At 60.6% G+C, this 18,485-nt stretch carries 13 protein-coding genes and 1 tRNA gene; 8 read left to right on the plus strand and 6 right to left on the minus strand.

Features of this window, described 5'->3' with window-relative positions; all coding sequences use genetic code 11:
* Positions 1-174 precede the first annotated feature (174 nt).
* The 3 genes from OKC40_RS11940 to OKC40_RS11950 all read left to right on the plus strand — a co-directional run bounded on the left by OKC40_RS11940 (position 175) and on the right by OKC40_RS11950 (position 4,276).
* Positions 175-251 (plus strand) — tRNA-Asp (locus OKC40_RS11940).
* A 415-nt stretch (positions 252-666) separates the two neighbouring features.
* Positions 667-984, plus strand: coding sequence for a PTS system regulator TmaR (tmaR, locus tag OKC40_RS11945; RefSeq protein ID WP_033136060.1), 318 nt, complete (start codon positions 667-669; stop codon positions 982-984).
* 208 nt (positions 985-1,192) lie between these two features.
* Positions 1,193-4,276, plus strand: coding sequence for a transglycosylase domain-containing protein (locus tag OKC40_RS11950; RefSeq protein ID WP_182938337.1), 3,084 nt, complete (start codon positions 1,193-1,195; stop codon positions 4,274-4,276).
* Positions 4,277-4,386: 110 nt separating this feature from the next.
* Here the strand turns inward: OKC40_RS11950 and yidA are convergent, their stop codons facing one another.
* From yidA to OKC40_RS11970, 4 genes are all read right to left on the minus strand, one after another.
* Positions 4,387-5,196, minus strand: coding sequence for a sugar-phosphatase (gene yidA / locus OKC40_RS11955; RefSeq protein WP_042657278.1), 810 nt, complete (start codon positions 5,194-5,196; stop codon positions 4,387-4,389).
* Positions 5,197-5,310: 114 nt separating this feature from the next.
* On the minus strand, positions 5,311-6,978 hold the full coding sequence (locus tag OKC40_RS11960) for a DUF342 domain-containing protein (RefSeq protein ID WP_332107288.1): 1,668 nt from the start codon (positions 6,976-6,978) through the stop codon (positions 5,311-5,313).
* 266 nt (positions 6,979-7,244) lie between these two features.
* Positions 7,245-8,393: a CinA family nicotinamide mononucleotide deamidase-related protein gene (locus OKC40_RS11965; RefSeq protein WP_182938336.1), complete on the minus strand. Its 1,149-nt coding sequence runs from the start codon at positions 8,391-8,393 to the stop codon at positions 7,245-7,247.
* 53 nt (positions 8,394-8,446) lie between these two features.
* The gene (locus OKC40_RS11970; protein WP_182938335.1) at positions 8,447-9,685 is read right to left on the minus strand and encodes an HD-GYP domain-containing protein; all 1,239 of its coding nucleotides are present in this window, start codon (positions 9,683-9,685) and stop codon (positions 8,447-8,449) included.
* A 144-nt stretch (positions 9,686-9,829) separates the two neighbouring features.
* On the opposite strand from OKC40_RS11970, the gene metA reads away from it, so the two are divergent.
* Complete coding sequence (gene metA, locus OKC40_RS11975) at positions 9,830-10,777, plus strand: homoserine O-acetyltransferase MetA (protein WP_182938334.1); 948 nt, start codon at positions 9,830-9,832, stop codon at positions 10,775-10,777.
* Here the strand turns inward: metA and OKC40_RS11980 are convergent, their stop codons facing one another.
* The gene (locus OKC40_RS11980; RefSeq protein WP_182938333.1) at positions 10,778-11,296 is read right to left on the minus strand and encodes a cyclin-dependent kinase inhibitor 3 family protein; all 519 of its coding nucleotides are present in this window, start codon (positions 11,294-11,296) and stop codon (positions 10,778-10,780) included. It abuts the gene before it with no gap.
* Positions 11,297-11,439: 143 nt separating this feature from the next.
* Here OKC40_RS11980 and OKC40_RS11985 point away from each other — a divergent pair, with 143 nt between their 5' ends.
* Positions 11,440-11,910, plus strand: a complete 471-nt coding sequence (locus tag OKC40_RS11985) for an Lrp/AsnC family transcriptional regulator (RefSeq protein ID WP_005336001.1) — start codon at positions 11,440-11,442, stop codon at positions 11,908-11,910.
* Between the two features lie 91 nt (positions 11,911-12,001).
* Here the strand turns inward: OKC40_RS11985 and OKC40_RS11990 are convergent, their stop codons facing one another.
* Positions 12,002-13,966, minus strand: a complete 1,965-nt coding sequence (locus OKC40_RS11990; RefSeq protein ID WP_182938332.1) for an LTA synthase family protein — start codon at positions 13,964-13,966, stop codon at positions 12,002-12,004.
* A 259-nt stretch (positions 13,967-14,225) separates the two neighbouring features.
* Between OKC40_RS11990 and OKC40_RS11995 the strand changes: the two genes are divergently transcribed.
* The 3 genes from OKC40_RS11995 to OKC40_RS12005 all read left to right on the plus strand — a co-directional run bounded on the left by OKC40_RS11995 (position 14,226) and on the right by OKC40_RS12005 (position 18,429).
* A complete protein-coding gene (locus tag OKC40_RS11995; protein WP_042057607.1) occupies positions 14,226-14,483 on the plus strand; it encodes a DUF2442 domain-containing protein in 258 nt (85 codons plus the stop codon).
* A 246-nt stretch (positions 14,484-14,729) separates the two neighbouring features.
* A complete protein-coding gene (locus tag OKC40_RS12000) occupies positions 14,730-16,697 on the plus strand; it encodes a TonB-dependent copper receptor (protein WP_182938331.1) in 1,968 nt (655 codons plus the stop codon).
* Between the two features lie 109 nt (positions 16,698-16,806).
* On the plus strand, positions 16,807-18,429 hold the full coding sequence (locus OKC40_RS12005) for an alpha-amylase family glycosyl hydrolase (RefSeq protein WP_182938330.1): 1,623 nt from the start codon (positions 16,807-16,809) through the stop codon (positions 18,427-18,429).
* The last annotated feature ends 56 nt before the right edge of the window (positions 18,430-18,485 follow it).

Consider the following 18,485-nt stretch of genomic DNA (forward strand, 5'->3'; position numbering starts at 1 on the left):
GCCGAACTCAGAAGTGAAACGCGGTAGCGCCGATGGTAGTGTGGCATTCGCCATGCGAGAGTAGGACACTGCCAGGCACCCAATTAAACAACGACGTGCACATCACGACGTTGGCCGAGAGGATGACACCTCATTGAAGCGGCAGACAATTTAGCAATATGCTAACCAGACAGCGGAGCGGTAGTTCAGTCGGTTAGAATACCGGCCTGTCACGCCGGGGGTCGCGGGTTCGAGTCCCGTCCGCTCCGCCACTAATTTGAAAGGCCTTCCCGATTGGGAAGGCCTTTTTGCTATGGGCGGTTTTGCCCATAAGACCCGCAGATTTACACACCAGAACTAACACCAAAGCCCAGTCTGACGACCGGGCTTTGGTGCTTTTAGGGTGTTAAACAGCCAATTTCTGGTTTTTACCTGCCGAAAGAGAACTAACAAGCCTGTCATCTCCTCCATTTTGTATCAATATCAGGCTCTTATCTGGTGGATTACCAACCATTTTAACTGGTTTACTTTTGGCCAAACTCGGCTGATGGCGCGTGATTAGGGTTGTATCTCGCTTATAACTCGGTAGAGTAAGGGCATCTTGAGTTTGCCTGTCCCGCGTCGAGCTTGCCGGGTTCCAGGTGTAACTTGGCCAGTTTTTATCAACCTTAAGTCAGTGGTATCGATATGGAACAAGTAAACAAGTCCACCTTTAGCGATGTACTGGAATATGTGCGTATGTCCCGTCGCCAGAACAAACTCAAGCGTGAAATTGCGGATAACGAGAAGAAGATCCGTGACAACCAGAAGCGCGTACTGCTGCTCGACAACCTGAGCGACTACATCAAGCCGGGCATGAGCATTGATGATGTGCAGGCGATCATTGCCAACATGCGTACAGACTATGAAGAGCGCGTGGATGATCACATCATCAAGAACGCCGAGCTTTCCAAAGAGCGTAAAGAGCTGAGCACCAAACTGAAGGGCATGAGCTCTCACAAGTAAGCGTTCCGCTTTCGCTCAAGAGACACCGGCCACTGGCCGGTGTTTTGTTATCAGCTCGGATCTCTGCCACTCCTGCAACAATCGGCTCCCCTTTTTAGAATTGCCCTGTTACCATCACTACAAAGCGGTCAATAGTTTCAAGCCATTGACTTGAAAAGACTAAGCTTGAGTGAAACACAATAAATTGCGCAACCATGGTGGGGCTGATATGGGCGCATCAGAACAGACGGATTTGACACAAGTGGCATCTCAAGATTCATCTGTCCAGACCACGGACGGGAACCCAAAGCGCAAGCGTCGTCCCTGGTGGCGTTGGCTGTTCTGTTTTCTCTTTTTATTGTGCCTGGGGGCGGTGATCGCTCTGGTTGGCTATGAGATGAAAACCTCGAAGCTGCAATCTCAGGAGATCTCCCGCTATGCCGCCAAGCTCACCTATCAGGTCGAGCCAGGCCAGAGCAAGCAGATCGCCTTCCCTGAGGATGGCCCGTTCGACAAGCGGCTCGGCTATGTGCAACTGCCGATGATGCAGGAGCGTCTGTTGCAACGGGGCTATGAAGTCAGCAAGCAGGTACATTTCTCCGACGCACTCTATGACTACGCCAGTCGTGGTTTCTTTGTGCCTTATACCGAGAAGGTACAGGCCGGACTGACGCTGCACGACTGCCGCGCCGAGCCCTTCTATCAGTTCAAGTATCCGACCCATCACTATCCGGATTTTGACTCCATTCCGCCGCTCGTCATCCAGTCGCTGCTCTTTATCGAGAACCGCGATCTGCTGAGCAATGAGGAGCCGCTGGCCAACCCGGCAGTCGACTGGCCCCGTTTTGCCAAGGCGGCGCTCTCCCAGGTGGGCAAGGCGCTCGATATGCAGGATCAATCTGCCGGTGGCAGTACCCTGGCGACCCAGGTGGAGAAGTATCGCCATTCGCCGGATGGCCTGACCCTGTCGCCGACCGAGAAGATCCGCCAGATGGCCTCTGCCAGTGTGCGGGCCTATCGTCTCGGGCCGGAAACCCTCGAAGCGCGCAAGCTGGTTGCCTGGGCCTATCTCAACTCGGTGCCGCTCTCGGCTGCGCCGGGATATGGTGAGGTGCATGGTCTGGGGGATGGTCTCTGGGTCTGGTTTGGTGCCAACGTCGATGACGTGAACCGTCTGCTGGATCCCGCCCGCAACCAGAATGCACCGCTGGCCGAGCAGGGGCTTGCCCTGCGTCAGGTGGTCTCGCTGATGATTGCGCACCGCCGTCCCTCCTACTATCTGGCGCAGGGCCGTGAATCGCTCGCGGATCTGACCGATAGCTATCTGCGCCTGTTTGTGCAGGAGGGGATGATCACGCCGCCGCTGATGGAGGCGGCGCTCAAGGCCAAGATCTCGTTCCGTGACTTCCTGCAGTCCCCGGCCATCACTCGGGTGAACAATAACAAGGGGTTGCAGGTTGCCCGTACTCGCCTGAGCCGCCAGCTCGGGGTGCAGCTCTATGACCTCGACCGGATGGATCTGACGGCCGATACCAGCCTCAATATGCCGCTGCAGAACGAAATCTCCCGTTATCTGCAACAGCTGGCCGACCCGACGTTTGCCGCCCAGGTAGGGCTGTTTGGTGAGCGCCTGCTCTCGCCGGAGAAGACGGGCGATGTGCGCTACAGCTTCACCCTGTTCGAGAAGTCGCCGGAAGGATTCAAGGTGCGGGTGCAGACTGACAACACCGATCAACCGTTCGATATCAACGAAGGCTCCAAGCTGGAGTTGGGTTCAACCGCCAAGTTGCGGGTGCTGACCACCTATCTGGAGATCGTGGCCGAGCTGCACGACAACTATGCGGGCATGTCGCCCGATAGCCTGCGCAAACTCGCGTCGGCCTCTCAGGACAACCTCAGCCGCTGGGCCATCTCCTATCTGATGACGGCTCAGGACAAGAGCTTGCCGGTGATGCTGGAAGCGGCTCTGGATCGCAAGTACTCCGCCAGCCCCAACGAGGGGTTCTTTACCGGTGGTGGCATGCACACGTTCAACAACTTCCGCCGTGAGGATAACGGGCGAATTCCCCCCATCCGCGATGCGCTGCGCGAGTCCATCAACCTGCCGTTTGTGCGGCTGATGCGCGATATCGTGCGCTACAGCCTCTACAAGGAGGGGAATCGTGCCCAGTTGCTCAAGGATGACAAGGATCCCCGTCGTCAGGAGTATCTGGCCAAATTTGCCGACAAAGAGGGGCAGACCTATCTGCTGCGCTTCTGGCGCAAATATCGCGGCAAGACCCCCGAGGAGCAGCTCGATACCTTCCTCGACGGACTCAAGCCGAGCGCGGTGCGTCTGGCTGCGGTTCACCGCTACCTGATGCCGGAAGCCAGTGAAGCGACCTTTGCCGCCTTCCTGGCGGAGCGGTTGCCACGGGAGAAGCTGAGCGCGAAGCGGATCAATCAGCTCTATGTCAGCTATGGCCCTGGCAAGTATTCACTGCCGGATCAGGGCTATATCGCCCGGGTTCACCCGTTGGAGCTGTGGCTGCTGGCCTATCTCAAGGAGTTCGACAAGGCGACCTTTGCCGACGCGGTGGCGGCCAGTCGTGACGAACGGCAGGAGGTCTACAGCTGGCTGTTCAAGACCCGTCATCGCAGCGCCCGCGACAGCCGGATCCGCACCATGCTGGAGGTTGAGGCGTTCCTCGATATCCATCAACGTTGGGCCAAGCTCGGTTATCCGTTCGACCATCTGGTGCCCTCGCTGGCGACCGCCTTGGGCAGCTCCGGCGATCGCCCGGCTGCGTTGGCCGAGCTGATGGGGATTATCCAGAATGGCGGAGTCCGTTCGCCGACCCTGCGTATCGAGCACCTCTCGTTCGCCAAGGGGACGCCCTTCGAGACCGAGTTCGAACCGACCCATGCCGAAGGCACCAGGGTTCTGCCTGTTGAGGTCGCGACCGCCCTGCGTAATGCGCTCTCCAAGGTGGTGGAAGGGGGGACGGCAAGACGTATCGCCGGGGCATTTACCCTGCCTGATGGCACTGTGCTGCAAATGGGTGGCAAGACCGGGACCGGGGATAACCGGATTGAAACCGTGGGCCGTTATGGCAACGTGACCAGCTCGCTGGCGCGCAACCGTACCGCGACCTTCGTCTTCTATCTGGGTGAGGATCACTTCGGTACCCTGACCGCCTATGTGCCGGGCAGCCAGTCCGACAAGTTCCGCTTCACCTCGGCGCTGCCGGTGCAGGTGCTCAAGGGGATGGCTCCGCTGCTGATACCTTATCTGCAGCCGGGCTCCCATACCCAGTGCTTGGCGAACCAGTGATACGAGCGAATTGCAGCTAATCACGCAGATAACTAACCAGAAAAAACGGGGAGGCTGACAGCCTCCCCGTTTTCTTTTCCTCAGCGGGCGCAGCGGCGGCGCCCAAGCGATCAGACGTTCAGCACGAACTGCTCGATCACCCGGGCCACGCCATCTTCATCGTTGCGTGCTGTGGTGTGCTGGGCGAGAGCTTTGATCTCGTCAGTGGCATTGCCCATCGCAACCCCAAGGCCTGCGTACTCAATCATGTGGTGGTCGTTGCCGGCATCTCCGACGCAGATCACCTGCCCGGCGGTCAGGCCAAGGTGCTCGGCCAGCGCGGCAACGCCGGTTCCCTTGTTGCTGTGCTTGTGCATGAACTCGAGGAAGAAGGGAGCACTCTGTACCACGGTATAGCGCTCATAGAGCTCCGCCGGCAACTGCTCGATGGCGCGGGAGAGCTGGGGCGGCTCGTCGATCATCATCACCTTCATGATCTGCTCGTCGGCAGGCAGGGTGGCGAAGTCGATCAGATTGATCGGCATGCCGATCAGGCGGGATTCGTGCTCGGTGTAGGTGCTGACACGGGGACTGATGAGGCCCTGGGTGACCGAGAAACCGTGAACGTTCACCTCCAGCTCGTCAGCCAGTCTGGCGACGGCACTGGCGTCACTGCCGGTCAGCAGCTGGCTGCGGATGATGCGCTGATCGGCGACCTGCTGCACCAGGGCGCCGTTGTAGCAGATGACGTAATCATCTTCGGTAGTGAGGCCGAGCTCGGCCAGATAGCGGCTCATCCCTTCCAGCGGGCGGCCGGAGGCCAGTACCACGGTAACCCCTTTGGCGCGCGCGGCGCTGATGGCGGCGTGGGTGCGGGGAGTAATCTGGCCCTGCGGGTTGAGCAGGGTGCCATCCATATCCAATGCGATCAGCTTGTACATCTCTCACTACCTGAGTCTGGGTGGCCCGCCCGGTGGGGCCAAGGAAGTGGCGAGTGTAGCGAAAATCGGCGGCGGGATCACGGTCGGTTCAGCGATGGCGCTGTGCCGATTGATCTATTTGTGCCCCTCATAGGGGTTCATCAGCAGTTGATCTTCGCGGATGCAGAAGTGGATCGGGCCATGTTCGATATCGACCCGTTTGTGATGATGAGCCATCTCCACCTCGACCCCGGGGAAGAGGTGTTGGGTTGCGATGATGTCCATTTCAGCCATCAGTTTCTGCAGCTCTTCATGGTTGGCGGCCAGTTGATCTTCCAGCTGTCGCAGCTCGAGTTGATGGCGTTCGCGGATGGGTTTCAGTTTGCGCAGGGTATCCGGATTGCGCTTGTCGCTGGGCAGTTGCACCAGTCGCATCACCAGCTCCTTGAGCTTTTCCAGCTGATCCAGGCACGCCTGTTGCTGCTGCTTGAGCTGATGCTCCTGCTCCTTGTGGGTGAAGTAGCCGCCTAGGATCTGCAGCCGGGTCTGATTACCGGCAGAAGCCCCCAACACCGGCGAGATGATGAGGCGATTGGCAATGCTGAGGCCACCCAGCAGGTTGCCTTTACGCATTCCGCCGTCACCCACCTTGATGTCCTGCCCGCTGCGGCTGTAGCAGTGGCTGAGTTGGCTCTGGATCTGGATATCGCCCCCCGCTTCCAGCTGGGCATACTGGGCGTAGCTGGCGTGGATCTCCCCCTGGGCATTGAGCTGGCAGAGGAATTCCCCCTGATCGTCACGGCGGCCAATAATGCCGTGGCGAACCGTGATGCTGCCCCCAGCCTCGATCCAGCCCCCCTCGATAAAGCCGCCGATGACGATGTCGCCGCTGACCGAGATCCTCATGCCCGGGTTGACGTCATCATTGACGATCAACCCCCCTTCAAAGGTGATATGACCATGGCGCGCATCCACCCGTTTGACGCTGAGCACCTCATCCACCTTCATGCCCGCTTTCTCCTGACAGGGTAGACCCGCGCGGCTGGCAATCAGCAGATCGGGATCGTCGGGGGAGATATAAGTGCCCTCTCCTGCGCTCATCGGGCTGTCCTTGCCATGCTTGGCGGGCAGTTCCTGGCCGGTTACGGTAAAGCCGGGGACCCCCTGGGTGGCAGGGTGGCGGCGCATCAGTTGGGCGCCGGCTTTGACGGTGACAAGGGAGCCGAGATCCCGCAGGTCGACCCGGTCATGATCCAGCTCCTGCGGTTTGAGGATCCGCTCGGCCGGGGTCTCCACCAGCCGCTCATAGCGGGTGTCCTGACCATTGACGGCAGGCTGGCCACGGGCAACGACCAGCTTGAGCTGGCTGCCGGGGGGGGCCTCTTTGGCCGACACGATGGCGGCGGTGAGCCGTGGCTCACTCACCCCCTGTTTGATCTCGCTGAGGGCGATCGCCTCTTGCAGTTGTTCCATCGTCACATACTTGCCACCCCAGTCGGCGGTGATCTGGGCACTGGCGCTCATCCGGTCTTTTTCCACCACTATGGTGACTCTGGCATCCTGACGTTTGCCGATGGGGATCGGCTTGGTAGGCACCGGGGCGGCAGGGTTGGTAAGCAGGGTATTGAGCAGACTGATGGCCTGTTTGAACCCCTCTGGCAGTGGCTGATAACGGCGGCAGTTGGAAGCGAGCAGCAGAGCCTGCACATCCTGTTCCGTGACCGGTTTGGTGAGACCGGCGGCAATCCGCAGGCAGACCAGATCCATGTCGCTTGATAGCAGCAGCCACTCTTTGCTTAACACCGTATCTCCTTGCCTGGTGGGGAGAGGGGCGCTCGGTTTACCCCTCTACTGTCATTAAATCTCTCAATGCCAAAGAAAGCGAATCACCGGCCGTGAGAGCGGGCAGTATTCAGATATTTCTTCTGAATGGTCAATGGATTGAGATCAAATCGGTGATGATGGCCGGATAAATTCGGGCGCTGTTCTGCAATGGCGCAGGGTGGCTCGCCGGATCGCGGCAGGGGATCCCTGCCTGCGACATAGGGAGCGCTGGCGGGGGTAAGCTATCAGCTGCGCTGCGCCGTTCTGGCCAGGGTGAGGTAATCACCGAGTACCGGCTCACCCAGTAGATGGCGGCGCAGCATGTCGAGCGCGGCAAAGGCGAGGATCTTGCGGCGGCTCTCCGGGTCGGGATGGCTGGCCTTGAGCGTCTGGCCAATCTGCTGGCCATCGGCGCAGAGCAGCAGTGGCACACCCTCTTCCCCCTCTCGCCCTATGGTCAGTTGCAGACCCGTATCGGCAGTCGGCAGTCGGGCCAGATCATCGGCCAGTTGCGTGCTGAAGCGGGCGTCCAGCCGGTGATGGCCGTGACAAAGCGCCAGCAGGGCGCCGCCACTCTCCCCCTCCAGCAGCGTCAGTGGCCGACCTTGCAGCAGCGCGAGGATCTGCTGCGCCGGTTCAGTATCTCCGCTGCCAACCAGCCAGGGGCGGATCGTATCCAGCAGTCGGCGCTCGGCGCTCTCCATGTCAGCGGCGCTGGCGCCGTGGCCGATCAGCTTGAGTTCGATAAGGGGCATGGCGGATCGGTAACCGAGCTCGATGCCGGTGGGCCAGGGGGCGGCATCCAGCATATCGCTGAGGGCCGATTCCGAGACGCCGAAGGTGTAAAAGCGACGCAGCTCGGTATCGACCTGAGCACCGGCAAGCTGTTTGAGGCGCGGCAGAATTTGCTCGCGCACCATCTGCTTGAACTCGAACGGTACGCCAGGGGTGAAGAAGAGCTGGCTCTGGCCACTTCGCACCACAAAGCCGCAGGCGGTACCGACCGGGTTGTCGAGGATCTCGCACCCCTGCGGCAACCAGGCCTGTTTGGCGTTGCTTTGTGCCATGGGGCGGCCACGGCTGGCGTAGCGGGCCGTGATGGTGGCGAGCCAGTCTGGGAAGAGGATGAGCGGCTGGGCGAAGGCCTCGGCGGCGGCCTGAGCGGTCAGGTCGTCGGCAGTGGGCCCGAGCCCGCCGCACACCAGCACCACCTCGGCGCGGCTGGCACTCTCCTGCAGCACGCTTTTCAGGTCGGCGAGGTTGTCCCCTACCGTCAGGCGACGGCGCACCTGCCACCCCTGTTCCAGCAGCAGTGCGCTGAGCCAGGCCGCATTGGTATCCACCACCAGACCCGTCACTATTTCGTCTCCGGTACTGATGATCTCGATACGCATGGCGGGCTCCTTGGGTGAAACGGGTGACAATGGTTGGCCTGGGGCCAGCACAATCAGGCTTTGTTGTGCTCGAAGTAGTAGCTGATCCGGGTACGCGGATTGAGATACTCGAACACGGCGGGCGGCAGCCGTTTGGGGTGGATCACCTTGGCGATCGACAGTTCGGCCTGCTGCAGGTCGATGATGGCCGCTTCCTGACGGGGAATGCGCGGATCATAGACCAGCACCGAGGGATAGAGCAGGCGCGAGGCGTTGACCGACATCACCAGCCCGACCTGACCGTTGGAGAGTTGTACCACGCTGCCGGGGGGATAGATCCCCATCAACCGGATCAGCATGCTGAGGTACTCCGGATTGAACTGCGCCTTGCGCTGCTTGTAGAGGCCGCTCAGGGCCGAGTAGGGCACCTTGGCCTGCATGTGGCAGAGGTTATCGTACTCGTTGATCAGCGACACCATCTGGGTGAGCGGATCGAGCTGGCCACCCTTGAGCCCTTCCGGCCCGCTGCCATCGAGATATTCGTGGTGATGGAGCACGATCCCCTTCGCCTCGGCGGGGAAATCCTTGGCCAGATTGAGCAGGTCGAGGCCGTAGCGCGGATGCTGGGCCATCAGGTTCTGCTCCGGCTTGGTCAGCGGCTCGGTCTTGCGCAGGATCTGGCTCGGGATCTTCAGCTTGCCGATATCGTGGAACAGCGCTCCCATGCCGACCTGACGGATCTGGTCGGCCGACATGCAGCACTCCTTGGCCAGCAGCATGCTGAGCACACTGACGTTGAGGGAGTGGAAGTAGAGGTTGTTGCCATCCTCGCCGTCGGAGACCAGATGGAGCACCATCTCGTCCACCGCGAGCAACTGCTCGGTCATGGCGTTGATCAGCTCCTGTGCCTCGCCGATGGCATTGAGGGGGCGGGACTGGATCTTGCTCATCACGCTGCGCACCTGCGCCAGCGACTGCTGGAACTGTTTCTCGCACTGCTGCAGATCGCGGCGGTACTGTTGCAACTGCTCGATGCGGCGATCTTTCTCCTGCTGCATCTGGGCCTGCCGCTGGGCGGCGTCCGAGCTCTCTTGTGGTTGAGGCTGTACCTGACTGAGGGGTTTGGGCGGGACATCGCTCTTGTCGGGAATGATGGTGACCAGTTTCAGGCCGAGCCGGCGGATCAGCTCGATCTCCTCTTCACTTTTGATCTTGAAGCTGGAAAACAGGAACGGGTGTTCGCGCCACCCCAGTGGCAGGGAGACATAGTTGCCGACTTGCAGTCGATCTACGGAAATCTTGATACCGGTCATTATCTTGGAAGCAGGAGAGACACTGAGCCGTATGCTAGTCAAAGGCGGGGGTGAATACAAAAGGTATCTGATGACAGGGCGGGAGCTTTATTATAGGCTTCTGGATGTCCAGACATATTTACCGATGCAGTACAGGGAGTAAGCATGCCGATCAAGATCCCGGATCAGTTACCCGCCGCCGAAGTGCTGGGGCAGGAGAACATCTTCGTGATGACGGAATCCCGGGCCGTCACCCAGAACATCCGCCCGCTGCGGGTGTTGATCCTCAACCTGATGCCCAAGAAGATTGAGACCGAGATCCAGCTGATGCGGATGCTCTCCAACTCGCCGCTGCAGGTGGATGTGGATCTGCTGCGCATTGATGACAGGGAGTCGAAGAACACGCCGCAGGCCCATCTGGAGAACTTCTATCACGACTTCGAGCAGGTGCGTGGCAACAACTACGACGGCATGATCATCACCGGGGCGCCGCTCGGGCTGGTGGAGTTCGAGGAGGTGGTCTACTGGCCGCGTATCGTCGAGATCATCGAGTGGTCCCATCAGCATGTCACCTCCACCCTGTTCCTCTGCTGGGCGGTACAGGCGGCGCTCAAGGCGCTCTATGGGATGGAGAAGCAGACCCACGGTGAGAAGCTCTCCGGGGTTTATCGCCACCACAGGCTCGATGAGCACGAGCCGCTGCTGCGCGGTTTCGATGACGAGTTCGTCGCCCCCCACTCCCGTTACGCGGCGTTTGATGGCGATCTGATCCGCACCCATACCGACTTGCAGATTTTTGCCGAGTCAGAAGAGGCGGGGGTCTATCTGGCGGCAACCAAGGATTGTCGTCAGGTGTTTGTCACCGGTCACCCGGAGTACGATGCCCTGACGCTGGACGGGGAGTATCAGCGGGATCTGGCGGCGGGGCTCGACCCGGCCATTCCGGTCAACTACTACCCGAATAACGATCCGGGCCAGACCCCGCGCGCCAGCTGGCGCAGCCATGGTCATCTGCTGTTTGCCAACTGGCTCAACTACTACGTCTATCAGCTCACCAGTTATCGGGTGGAGGATATCGGCAAGGTCTTCACCTACGACCAGGAGGGCAAGTAGTCAGTCGCCCTGCTCCAGCCGCTCGGCCAGCTGGTCGAGCCATTGGCGGTGGCAGGCTAACGCGAATGCCTTGGGTCTGTGAGCCTTGATGGCGGCCATCGCTTCTTGCTGCGGCTGGCCGAGGGTCATCAGCAGCGCGGCGGCGACCAGACCGGTACGACCGCTGCCCCCTTTGCAGTGGATGACCAGATGCTTGCCATCCCCCAGCAGCTCGCGCAGCTGCGGCAGTGCCTGTTGCCAGTCGGCCTCGAAGGCGGCGTCGGGGGCCAGATCATCCTCGATGGGCAGATGGAACCAGCGCATCCCTTCGTGCTCGACCTGCTGGCCGAGCGGCGCCAGTTCGAGTCGGATCAACTCGGCGCTCGTCATCAGGGTCACCACCCCGTAGGCACCGGCCAACCGCAGTTGATCGAGCGCCAGGGTCAGCGGCACCTGCTGGGTGCCGGGGCAGGGAGTCAGCAGCAGCTGGCCATCGACACGGGGAACCTCAAGGCTCCAGAAGGGGTGAAACGGGTGCATGGCGGATCCTCGCGTAGTGGCCGCAGGGCTGCGGCCGGTGAATGGCGCCAAGGATAGGCGGGGCAGGGGGGATGTCAATGGCCGTTGTGTTTGCCCCGGTTTACGGGCAGAGTCTAAAAAATTGAGCGGTTCAAGGAGTTAAGATGAGAAACCTGGATCAACTGGATTTGGATATCCTGGCCCATCTGTTTCGGGATGCGGGCATGACCAACAAGGATCTGGCCGCGCTGGTGGGCGTTGCCCCCTCCACCTGTCTGGAGCGGGTGCGCAAGTTGCAGCAGGATGGCGTGCTCAAGGGCGCACACTGCGAAGTGGATTATCAGGCCCTGGGTGGCCACATTCAGGCCATGGTCTCCCTGCAGTTGGCCCGTCACAGCCGCCAGATCATCGATGCCTTCCGCGATGCCATTCTGGCGCTGCCCGAAGTGATCAGCCTGTTCCACATGGGGGGCAAGGATGATTTTCTGGTGCACCTCTGTGTCTCCGACACCGAGCACCTGCGTAACTTCGTCTTTGACCACTTCACCTCCCGCGAGGAGGTGGTGCACCTCGAAACTTCGCTGGTGTTCGAGCATAAGTTCAGCCGCTCGCTGCCCTGCTTTCCCCAGCCATAATGGCCTTTGGGCAGACAGTATGGGGAGATGGAAAAAACCGCCTGCTGGCGGTTTTTTCCATTCTGCTTTCGGTTGAATCAGCACGAGCGGCTCAATTGGCGGCGGTGCGTTCATCCTTTGCAGTCCGATAGAGACTCTTCTGATAGGCCATGCTGCCCCACAGCGCCAAACCCAGTGCATCCTCCTTCAAGGCGTCAGGTTGCGCTGCCGGGGTCAGCTTTTCGCTGGCATCATCGTAGACATAGCCTTCCGCCGCGCGCTCCGGTTGCAGGATCACCACATCTTGGCCGCGCATCAGGGCGAAGTTCTTGTCGTACTGCATGATGGCGCGCCCCGGCCAGTCGGCAGGCATGCGGGTCAGATCCTTGCCCAGCATGGGGTAGTCGGCACTGATCCCCATCAGGGAGAGCAGGGTCGGCGCCATATCGATCTGGCTGACGATGCGCGAATCCCTCTTCGGTGCAATGCCGTCACCGACGATGACGCCGGGGATATGGAAGCGGGGGATGGGCACCAGACTGGCACCACCGACCCGGCTGTCGTGGTCGGCGATCACCAGGAACAGGGTATCCTTCCAGTATTCGGACTGTTTCGCCTTCTTGAAGAACTCGCCGATGGCGTAATCCGCATACTTGGCCGCGTTGTTGCGGGTCTGCTTGGGTTGCTCGAACAGTTCGATGCGGTTGTCCGGGAATTCGAACGGATCGTGGTTGCTGGAGCTGAATACCAGACTGAAGAAGGGTTTGCCCTCCTTGTGCAGCGCCTTGAAGGTCTCGTCGGCCTTGGCCATCAGATCCTCATCTGAGGCGCCCCATGAGCCCTTGAACACCGGATTGTCGAAATCCTTCTGCTCGACGATGGTGGTGAAGCCGTTGCCGAGGAAGAAGCTGCGCATATTGTCGAAGTGGCTCTCGCCGCCATAGATAAAGCTGGTGTCGTAACCTCGCTGCTTGAGCAGATCCGCGATGGTGAAGAAGTTGGTCTGGCTCTTGCCGAGTTTGACCACCGCCTGCGCCGGGGTCGGCGTGAAGCCGGTCAGTACCGCCTCGATACCGCGTACCGAGCGGGTGCCGGTGGCGTAGAGCTGCTCGAAGGCCCAGCCCTGCTGCGACAGGGCATCGATGTTGGGGGTGAGCGGCAGGCCACCGAGGGAGCCGACAAACTGGGCGCCCAGGCTCTCCTGCAGCAGGATCACCAGATTCTTCGGTTTGCCCTGGAAGCTTGCCTCGTTGAAGGTCTGGCTGGGCAGCAGATCGGAGTTGAAATCACTGGCCGGACGGCCACTCTCCTTGCGCATGATGTCGAGCACCTTCTGCTCGGACATCTTGCCGTAAAACTGGCTGGCATCCTCTTCGGCCCCCATCTGCTTGATGGCAAAGAAGAGGGAGTAGGCGGAGTTGACGGTGAGCGAGTTGACCAACGGATCCCCGGCAAAGGCGACCATGGCCGGGTTCAGGGCGCGGTGGCCGAGACTGGAGCGGGCACCGAGAAAACCGATGGCCAGGATCAGCAGGGCGAAGGCCGGACGCAGATACCAGCGCGGGAAGCTGAGGCCACGCACCAGACGGCCGCTCAGCCACCAGCCACCGGCCAGCACGGCACCACTGAAGAGCACCGCCAGCAGCAGCTCGGCTTTGCGGCCCGCCCACAACATGGAGAGCACCTCTTTCGGATAGATCAGGTACTCCACATAGAGGCGGTTGGGGCGCACGCCATATTCGGTGACGAAAGAGGGGGTGGAGATCTCGAGGAACAGCATCAGCCAGAGTCCGACGGTCAGCCACACTCGCATCAGTTGCAGCCAGCCGCGACCGATGGCGTGGGGGCCTGCCAGCAGCAGGGTGAGCATGGCGGGGACGCCCCAGACCCAGCAGAGGGTGGCAAAATCGACCCGGATCCCTTGCAGCAGCATCTCCTGCCAACCGGCCACGGCATCCACCCGTTCCAGTTGCCAGACACCGAGGGCAATTCGACTGAAAGAGAGAGAGAAGAGCGCGAGCGCGCAGAAGATGGCGAAGGGCCAAAATGGGCCGAGTCGCTGTTTTAGAGCTGTCATGTTTGTTCCTGATTGGGCCTGTAAGCGTCTGTCCACAGACGCTTTTTTATTTGTTGTGCTTTTATGACAGGCAGATGTGGATAAGGTTGCACTCTATCTTGCCAAAAGAGGCAATTAACATATCGCTTATCTAAAAGTGTGAACTCGACCGGTTACTGAGTGCAGAATAAGCTGCTGGATAAAATGTGAGCCGCAGCGCGAATGGAAGGGGGAACTCCATTTATAATTGCCGCGAATTATCTCAATCGGAGCCGAAGGGATGCCGGTCTTTATCGATGTCGAGTATGTGCAGGGATGGCGCCTGTTTGTGGTGTTATCGGATGGCACCACGGGCGTGCTGGATCTGACCCCCTGGCGAGGTCAGCCCCTGTTTGCAAAGCTGGAGAGCGAACGCCACTGTGCTAGGGTCTTTATCAACCGTCACCACCAGCTGGAGTGGCCTGTCGGATGCACCTTGTCTGCCCACGAGGTTTATCACCTGATCTCCCCCATCGATGAACGGGAAGCCTTCAGCTAATCCACGCTTTTTGTGAGCCAACGCCAGATTACTGTTACTGGAATGTTTGCCCATTTGCCTTTCTGAATGAACTTGGGTAAAACCTGCGCAACATTTTGCCAACCTGCCTTCGCTTTCCACGACAGAGGCTTGCCGCTTTCACGCCGCAGGCCTTTTTTGCGGCCTGATGGCAAACCTTTCCCCTGCCGAAAGGTTTGGTGGGGTTTAATGAAAAAAACAAAATAAACAAATACATAAGGAAAATGTATGGCTTGTCATATGCGCACTCCTCTTGCCCTGCTGGTGGGCGGGCTCGCCTGTCACGGCGCCGCCGGTCAGGAACCGGTTCAACAGCTGGATCCCATGGTGGTAGTGGCAACCCGCCCCGCCAGCACCCTGGAGGTGACGCTGGATCCCAAGAAGCCCGGTTCCCCCATGCCCGCTGCCGACGGCGCCGGTTATCTGAAGAATGTCACCGGCATGAGTATGGTGCGCAAAGGGGGGCTGGGCGGTGATCCCGTGCTGCGGGGGATGGGGATGTCCCGCCTCAACGTGCAGATGGATGGCGGGATGCTGGCCGGTGGTTGTGGCGGCCGGATGGACCCGCCTACGGCCTATGTGTTCCCCCAATCCTTTGACCGGATCCGGGTGCTGAAGGGGCCGCAATCCCTCGAGCAGGGGGCCACGCTGGCGGGAACCGTGCTGTTCGAGCGGGACAGGCCCGAGTTCACCGCGCCGGGTCTCAAGGCCGATGCCTCGGCCCTCTATGGCAGTTTTGGCCGCGATGACCAGATGGTGGATATGACGGCGGGTTCGACCGATGGCTATCTGCGCGGTCAGTTCACCCACTCCGATAGCGACGATTACCGCGATGGTCACGGTAACAAGGTGCGCTCTTTCTATCGCCGCGAGAATGGCACCGCGCAGCTGGGCTGGACGCCGGGGGAGCACACCTGGCTGGAACTCACCGCCGAGCGCAGCAATGCCCGCGCCGCCTATGCGGATCGCACCATGGATGGCCCCATGTTTGATCGGGAGTCCTTCGGGCTGAAGCTCAAGCAGGAGCAGATCACCCGTTATTGGCAGCGCAGCGAGCTGACTCTGTGGGACAACGACATCGACCACATCATGGACAACTTCAGCCTGCGGCAAAATAGCGGCATGAAGATGCTATCTAACCCGGATCGCCGTAACAGCGGCGGTCGCTGGGCCAACGACATCGCTTTGCCTGCCGACTGGTTGCTGACCGCCGGGTTCGACAGCAACCGGGATCAGCACCGCAGCCGGGGTGGCGTCGATTATGCGATGCAAGATCGCCAGCGCACTCTGCGTTTCGAGCAGCAGGGCGGCTTCGCCGAGCTGGGGCGCCAGCAGGGGGCCCACAGCTACAAGGGCGGTTATCGTCAGGATAGGGTCGAGACCACCCGCTATGGCGCCGGTGAACAGACCCTCTACAGCGATACCCTGAACCTGAACAGCGGGTTTGGTCGCTACGAGTATCAGTGGTCGCCCCGCTGGTCCAGCTATCTGGCATGGGGGCAGGCAGAGCGGGCGCCGGACTACTGGGAGCGCAGCAAGGACAGCACCCCGTTCACCCTCAACCCGGAGCGCAGCCGCCAGTGGGATGCGGGGCTGGCTTTGCGCAGCCGCGAGCTGGATCTGACCCTCTCCCTCTTTAGCGCCGACATCAAGGACTACCTGCTCTACAACAGCAAGTCGAACAAGGTGCGCAACATCGATGCTCAGACCCGGGGCGGCGAGCTGGAGGGGCGCTGGCAGTTTGCCGAGCAGTGGCGTCTCGATGGTGGTCTGGCGGTGGTCTACGGCGAAAACCAGAGCGACAACAAGCCGCTGGCCCAGATGCCGCCGCTCGATGGCAAGCTGGCCCTAGGCTGGCAGCAGGATGAAACGCTGAACTTCACCCTGCTGGGGCGCGCTGTGGCGGCGCAGGATCGGGTGGATCTCTGGTCCGGCACGGTCGCCGGTCAGGATCAGGGGGAGACCCCGGGCTTCTTCACCCTGAACCTGAGCGGTGCCTGGCAGTTTGCCAAGGGATGGCAGCTCTCGGCCGGGGTAGACAACTTGTTCGACACCTTCTATTACGAGCACCTCTCCAAGTCGGTGCACGCCAGTCAGGCGGGGCTTGGCTACGAGCAGAGCGGCCGTATCCCCGAGCCGGGTCGCTCGTACTGGCTCTCGCTCAACTACCGTTTTGCCTCGGCAGGCGTGCTCTAACCAGTTGAGTCAGATAACGTTTTCAGTCACAGACACCGCTGTGTGAGCCTCGCTATCATGGTGAAAAACAGGCGTATCAGACGCCTGTTCTCACAGCGGGAACATAACAATGAAACAAGGAACGTTGCGCTATGGCGGCCTGCTCGGGGCCGCTCTGTTACTGGCGGCCTGTGGTGGTAGCGGTAGCAGCAGCTCTTCCGGTGGCGAGATCATCCCACCGGTACCCAACCGTACCGATCTGGTCAACAACCGCGCCTGTTATGGCGATGATCAACTCGCCTGCAACCTGCGCATCTATCAGGTGATGGTGGAGTCGTTTGCCGATGGTGACGGCAGTGCCAACTACGGCGTCGGTTATGGCCCCTCCCAGCACAACGGCGATCTGCAGGGGATCATCGACAGCCTCGACCACATCAAGAGTCTCAACGTCAACGCCATCTGGCTCACTCCGGTATTCGACTCCTGCGCAGGGCAAGGCGGTGACAACAAGCTCGATGCCACCGGCTACTTCGCCTGCGACTTTTTCACCGTGGATCCCAACTTTGGCAGCAACGCCAAGCTCAAACAGCTGGTGGATGCGGCGCACCAGCGCGGTCTCTATGTATTCCTCGACGGGGTGTTTGGCCACGTCAACAAGGTGGGTGTGAGCAAGCCATCGCCAGAGGGGCGTCTGCCCGCTCTCACCGGCGGTGGTGCCGGTTATCCCGGTCAGCTGGTGGATTACAGCAAGCCGGAGAGCCTCGCCTACTTCAAGGAGGTGGCCCGTTACTGGGTCGAGCAGTACGGTATCGACGGCTGGCGCCTCGATCAGGCTTATCAGCTCAATCTGAATGAGTGGCGTGCCATGCGCAGCGAAGTGGAGCAAGCCAGCGCGACACGCAAGGCCGCCGGTCAGCAGTGGGGCACCCTCGGCTACATGGTGGGCGAGGTATGGAAGAGTGCCGACGAGATCCGTGCCGAGGCTTACGGCAGCAGCGACAATCCGGCGCTCGCCTCGGCGTTCGACTTCCCGTTGCGCTACGGCATCGTGCAGGCGCTGGCGGTGGAGGAGTCCGGCAAGGGGGGCCAGGGGGCCAGTGTGCTCGATGCCAGCTGGAACAAGGTGGAGAACTACCCCGGCCACGCCATGCCGAACCTGATGCTGGGTAACCACGATCTGGTGCGTTTCGGCGATCTGCTGGAGCGCGGCAACTTCAATCCGGCCGAGTACTGGCTGCGCCACAAGGCAGCCTTCAGCTTTATGGCGGCCCGCTCCGGCCCCATCACCTTCTATTACGGCGAGGAGTTTGGCGACGAGGTGCCGGGCTTTGCCAAGCAGGTGAGCGGTGATTGTGCGGCGCAGGGTTTGTGCGATGACCATGTGGCCCGCAGCGACGGCAAGGTGCCCGGTGTCACCGGCTTTGTGCCGGACAGCGAGCAGGCCGAATTGAAAGGGTGGCTCGCCCAGCTGCTGGCGATGCGCGCCGCTCATCCCGCCCTCTATCAGGGGGAGCGAGTCAAGCTGGTGGCCGACGGCAGCCTCTATGGTGACATCAAGCAGACGGCGAGCGAGCAAGTCGTCTATCTGCTCAACCTCTCTACCTCGGCGCTCAGCTACAACCTGCCGACCAACAAGCTGCGCAGCGGCAGTGCGCTGGTGGATCTGCAAAGTGGCGAGAGTCTGGCCCTGGGTAGTGACAGTGTGACGGTGGCGCTTCCCCCTTTGAGTGGCCGTTTCCTCCGCCTGCAATAAGTCAGCGGCAGTACGCTTTGATATGAGAGAGGGCCCCATCGCGGGGCCCTCTCTGT

The sequence above is a fragment of the Aeromonas sp. QDB11 genome (assembly GCF_027705265.1).
Lineage (GTDB): Bacteria > Pseudomonadota > Gammaproteobacteria > Enterobacterales > Aeromonadaceae > Aeromonas > Aeromonas allosaccharophila.

What these genes read in the sequence shown, in the direction of transcription:
- OKC40_RS11970 (WP_182938335.1), bottom strand. Translation starts at nt 9,685, where the DNA reads ATGACCGGTATCAAGATTTCCGTAGATCGACTGCAAGTCGGCAACTAT.
- tmaR (WP_033136060.1), top strand. Translation starts at nt 667, where the DNA reads ATGGAACAAGTAAACAAGTCCACCTTTAGCGATGTACTGGAATATGTG.
- OKC40_RS12000 (WP_182938331.1), top strand. Translation starts at nt 14,730, where the DNA reads ATGGCTTGTCATATGCGCACTCCTCTTGCCCTGCTGGTGGGCGGGCTC.
- metA (WP_182938334.1), top strand. Translation starts at nt 9,830, where the DNA reads ATGCCGATCAAGATCCCGGATCAGTTACCCGCCGCCGAAGTGCTGGGG.
- yidA (WP_042657278.1), bottom strand. Translation starts at nt 5,196, where the DNA reads ATGTACAAGCTGATCGCATTGGATATGGATGGCACCCTGCTCAACCCG.
- OKC40_RS12005 (WP_182938330.1), top strand. Translation starts at nt 16,807, where the DNA reads ATGAAACAAGGAACGTTGCGCTATGGCGGCCTGCTCGGGGCCGCTCTG.
- OKC40_RS11965 (WP_182938336.1), bottom strand. Translation starts at nt 8,393, where the DNA reads ATGCGTATCGAGATCATCAGTACCGGAGACGAAATAGTGACGGGTCTG.
- OKC40_RS11980 (WP_182938333.1), bottom strand. Translation starts at nt 11,296, where the DNA reads ATGCACCCGTTTCACCCCTTCTGGAGCCTTGAGGTTCCCCGTGTCGAT.
- OKC40_RS11990 (WP_182938332.1), bottom strand. Translation starts at nt 13,966, where the DNA reads ATGACAGCTCTAAAACAGCGACTCGGCCCATTTTGGCCCTTCGCCATC.
- OKC40_RS11995 (WP_042057607.1), top strand. Translation starts at nt 14,226, where the DNA reads ATGCCGGTCTTTATCGATGTCGAGTATGTGCAGGGATGGCGCCTGTTT.
- OKC40_RS11985 (WP_005336001.1), top strand. Translation starts at nt 11,440, where the DNA reads ATGAGAAACCTGGATCAACTGGATTTGGATATCCTGGCCCATCTGTTT.
- OKC40_RS11950 (WP_182938337.1), top strand. Translation starts at nt 1,193, where the DNA reads ATGGGCGCATCAGAACAGACGGATTTGACACAAGTGGCATCTCAAGAT.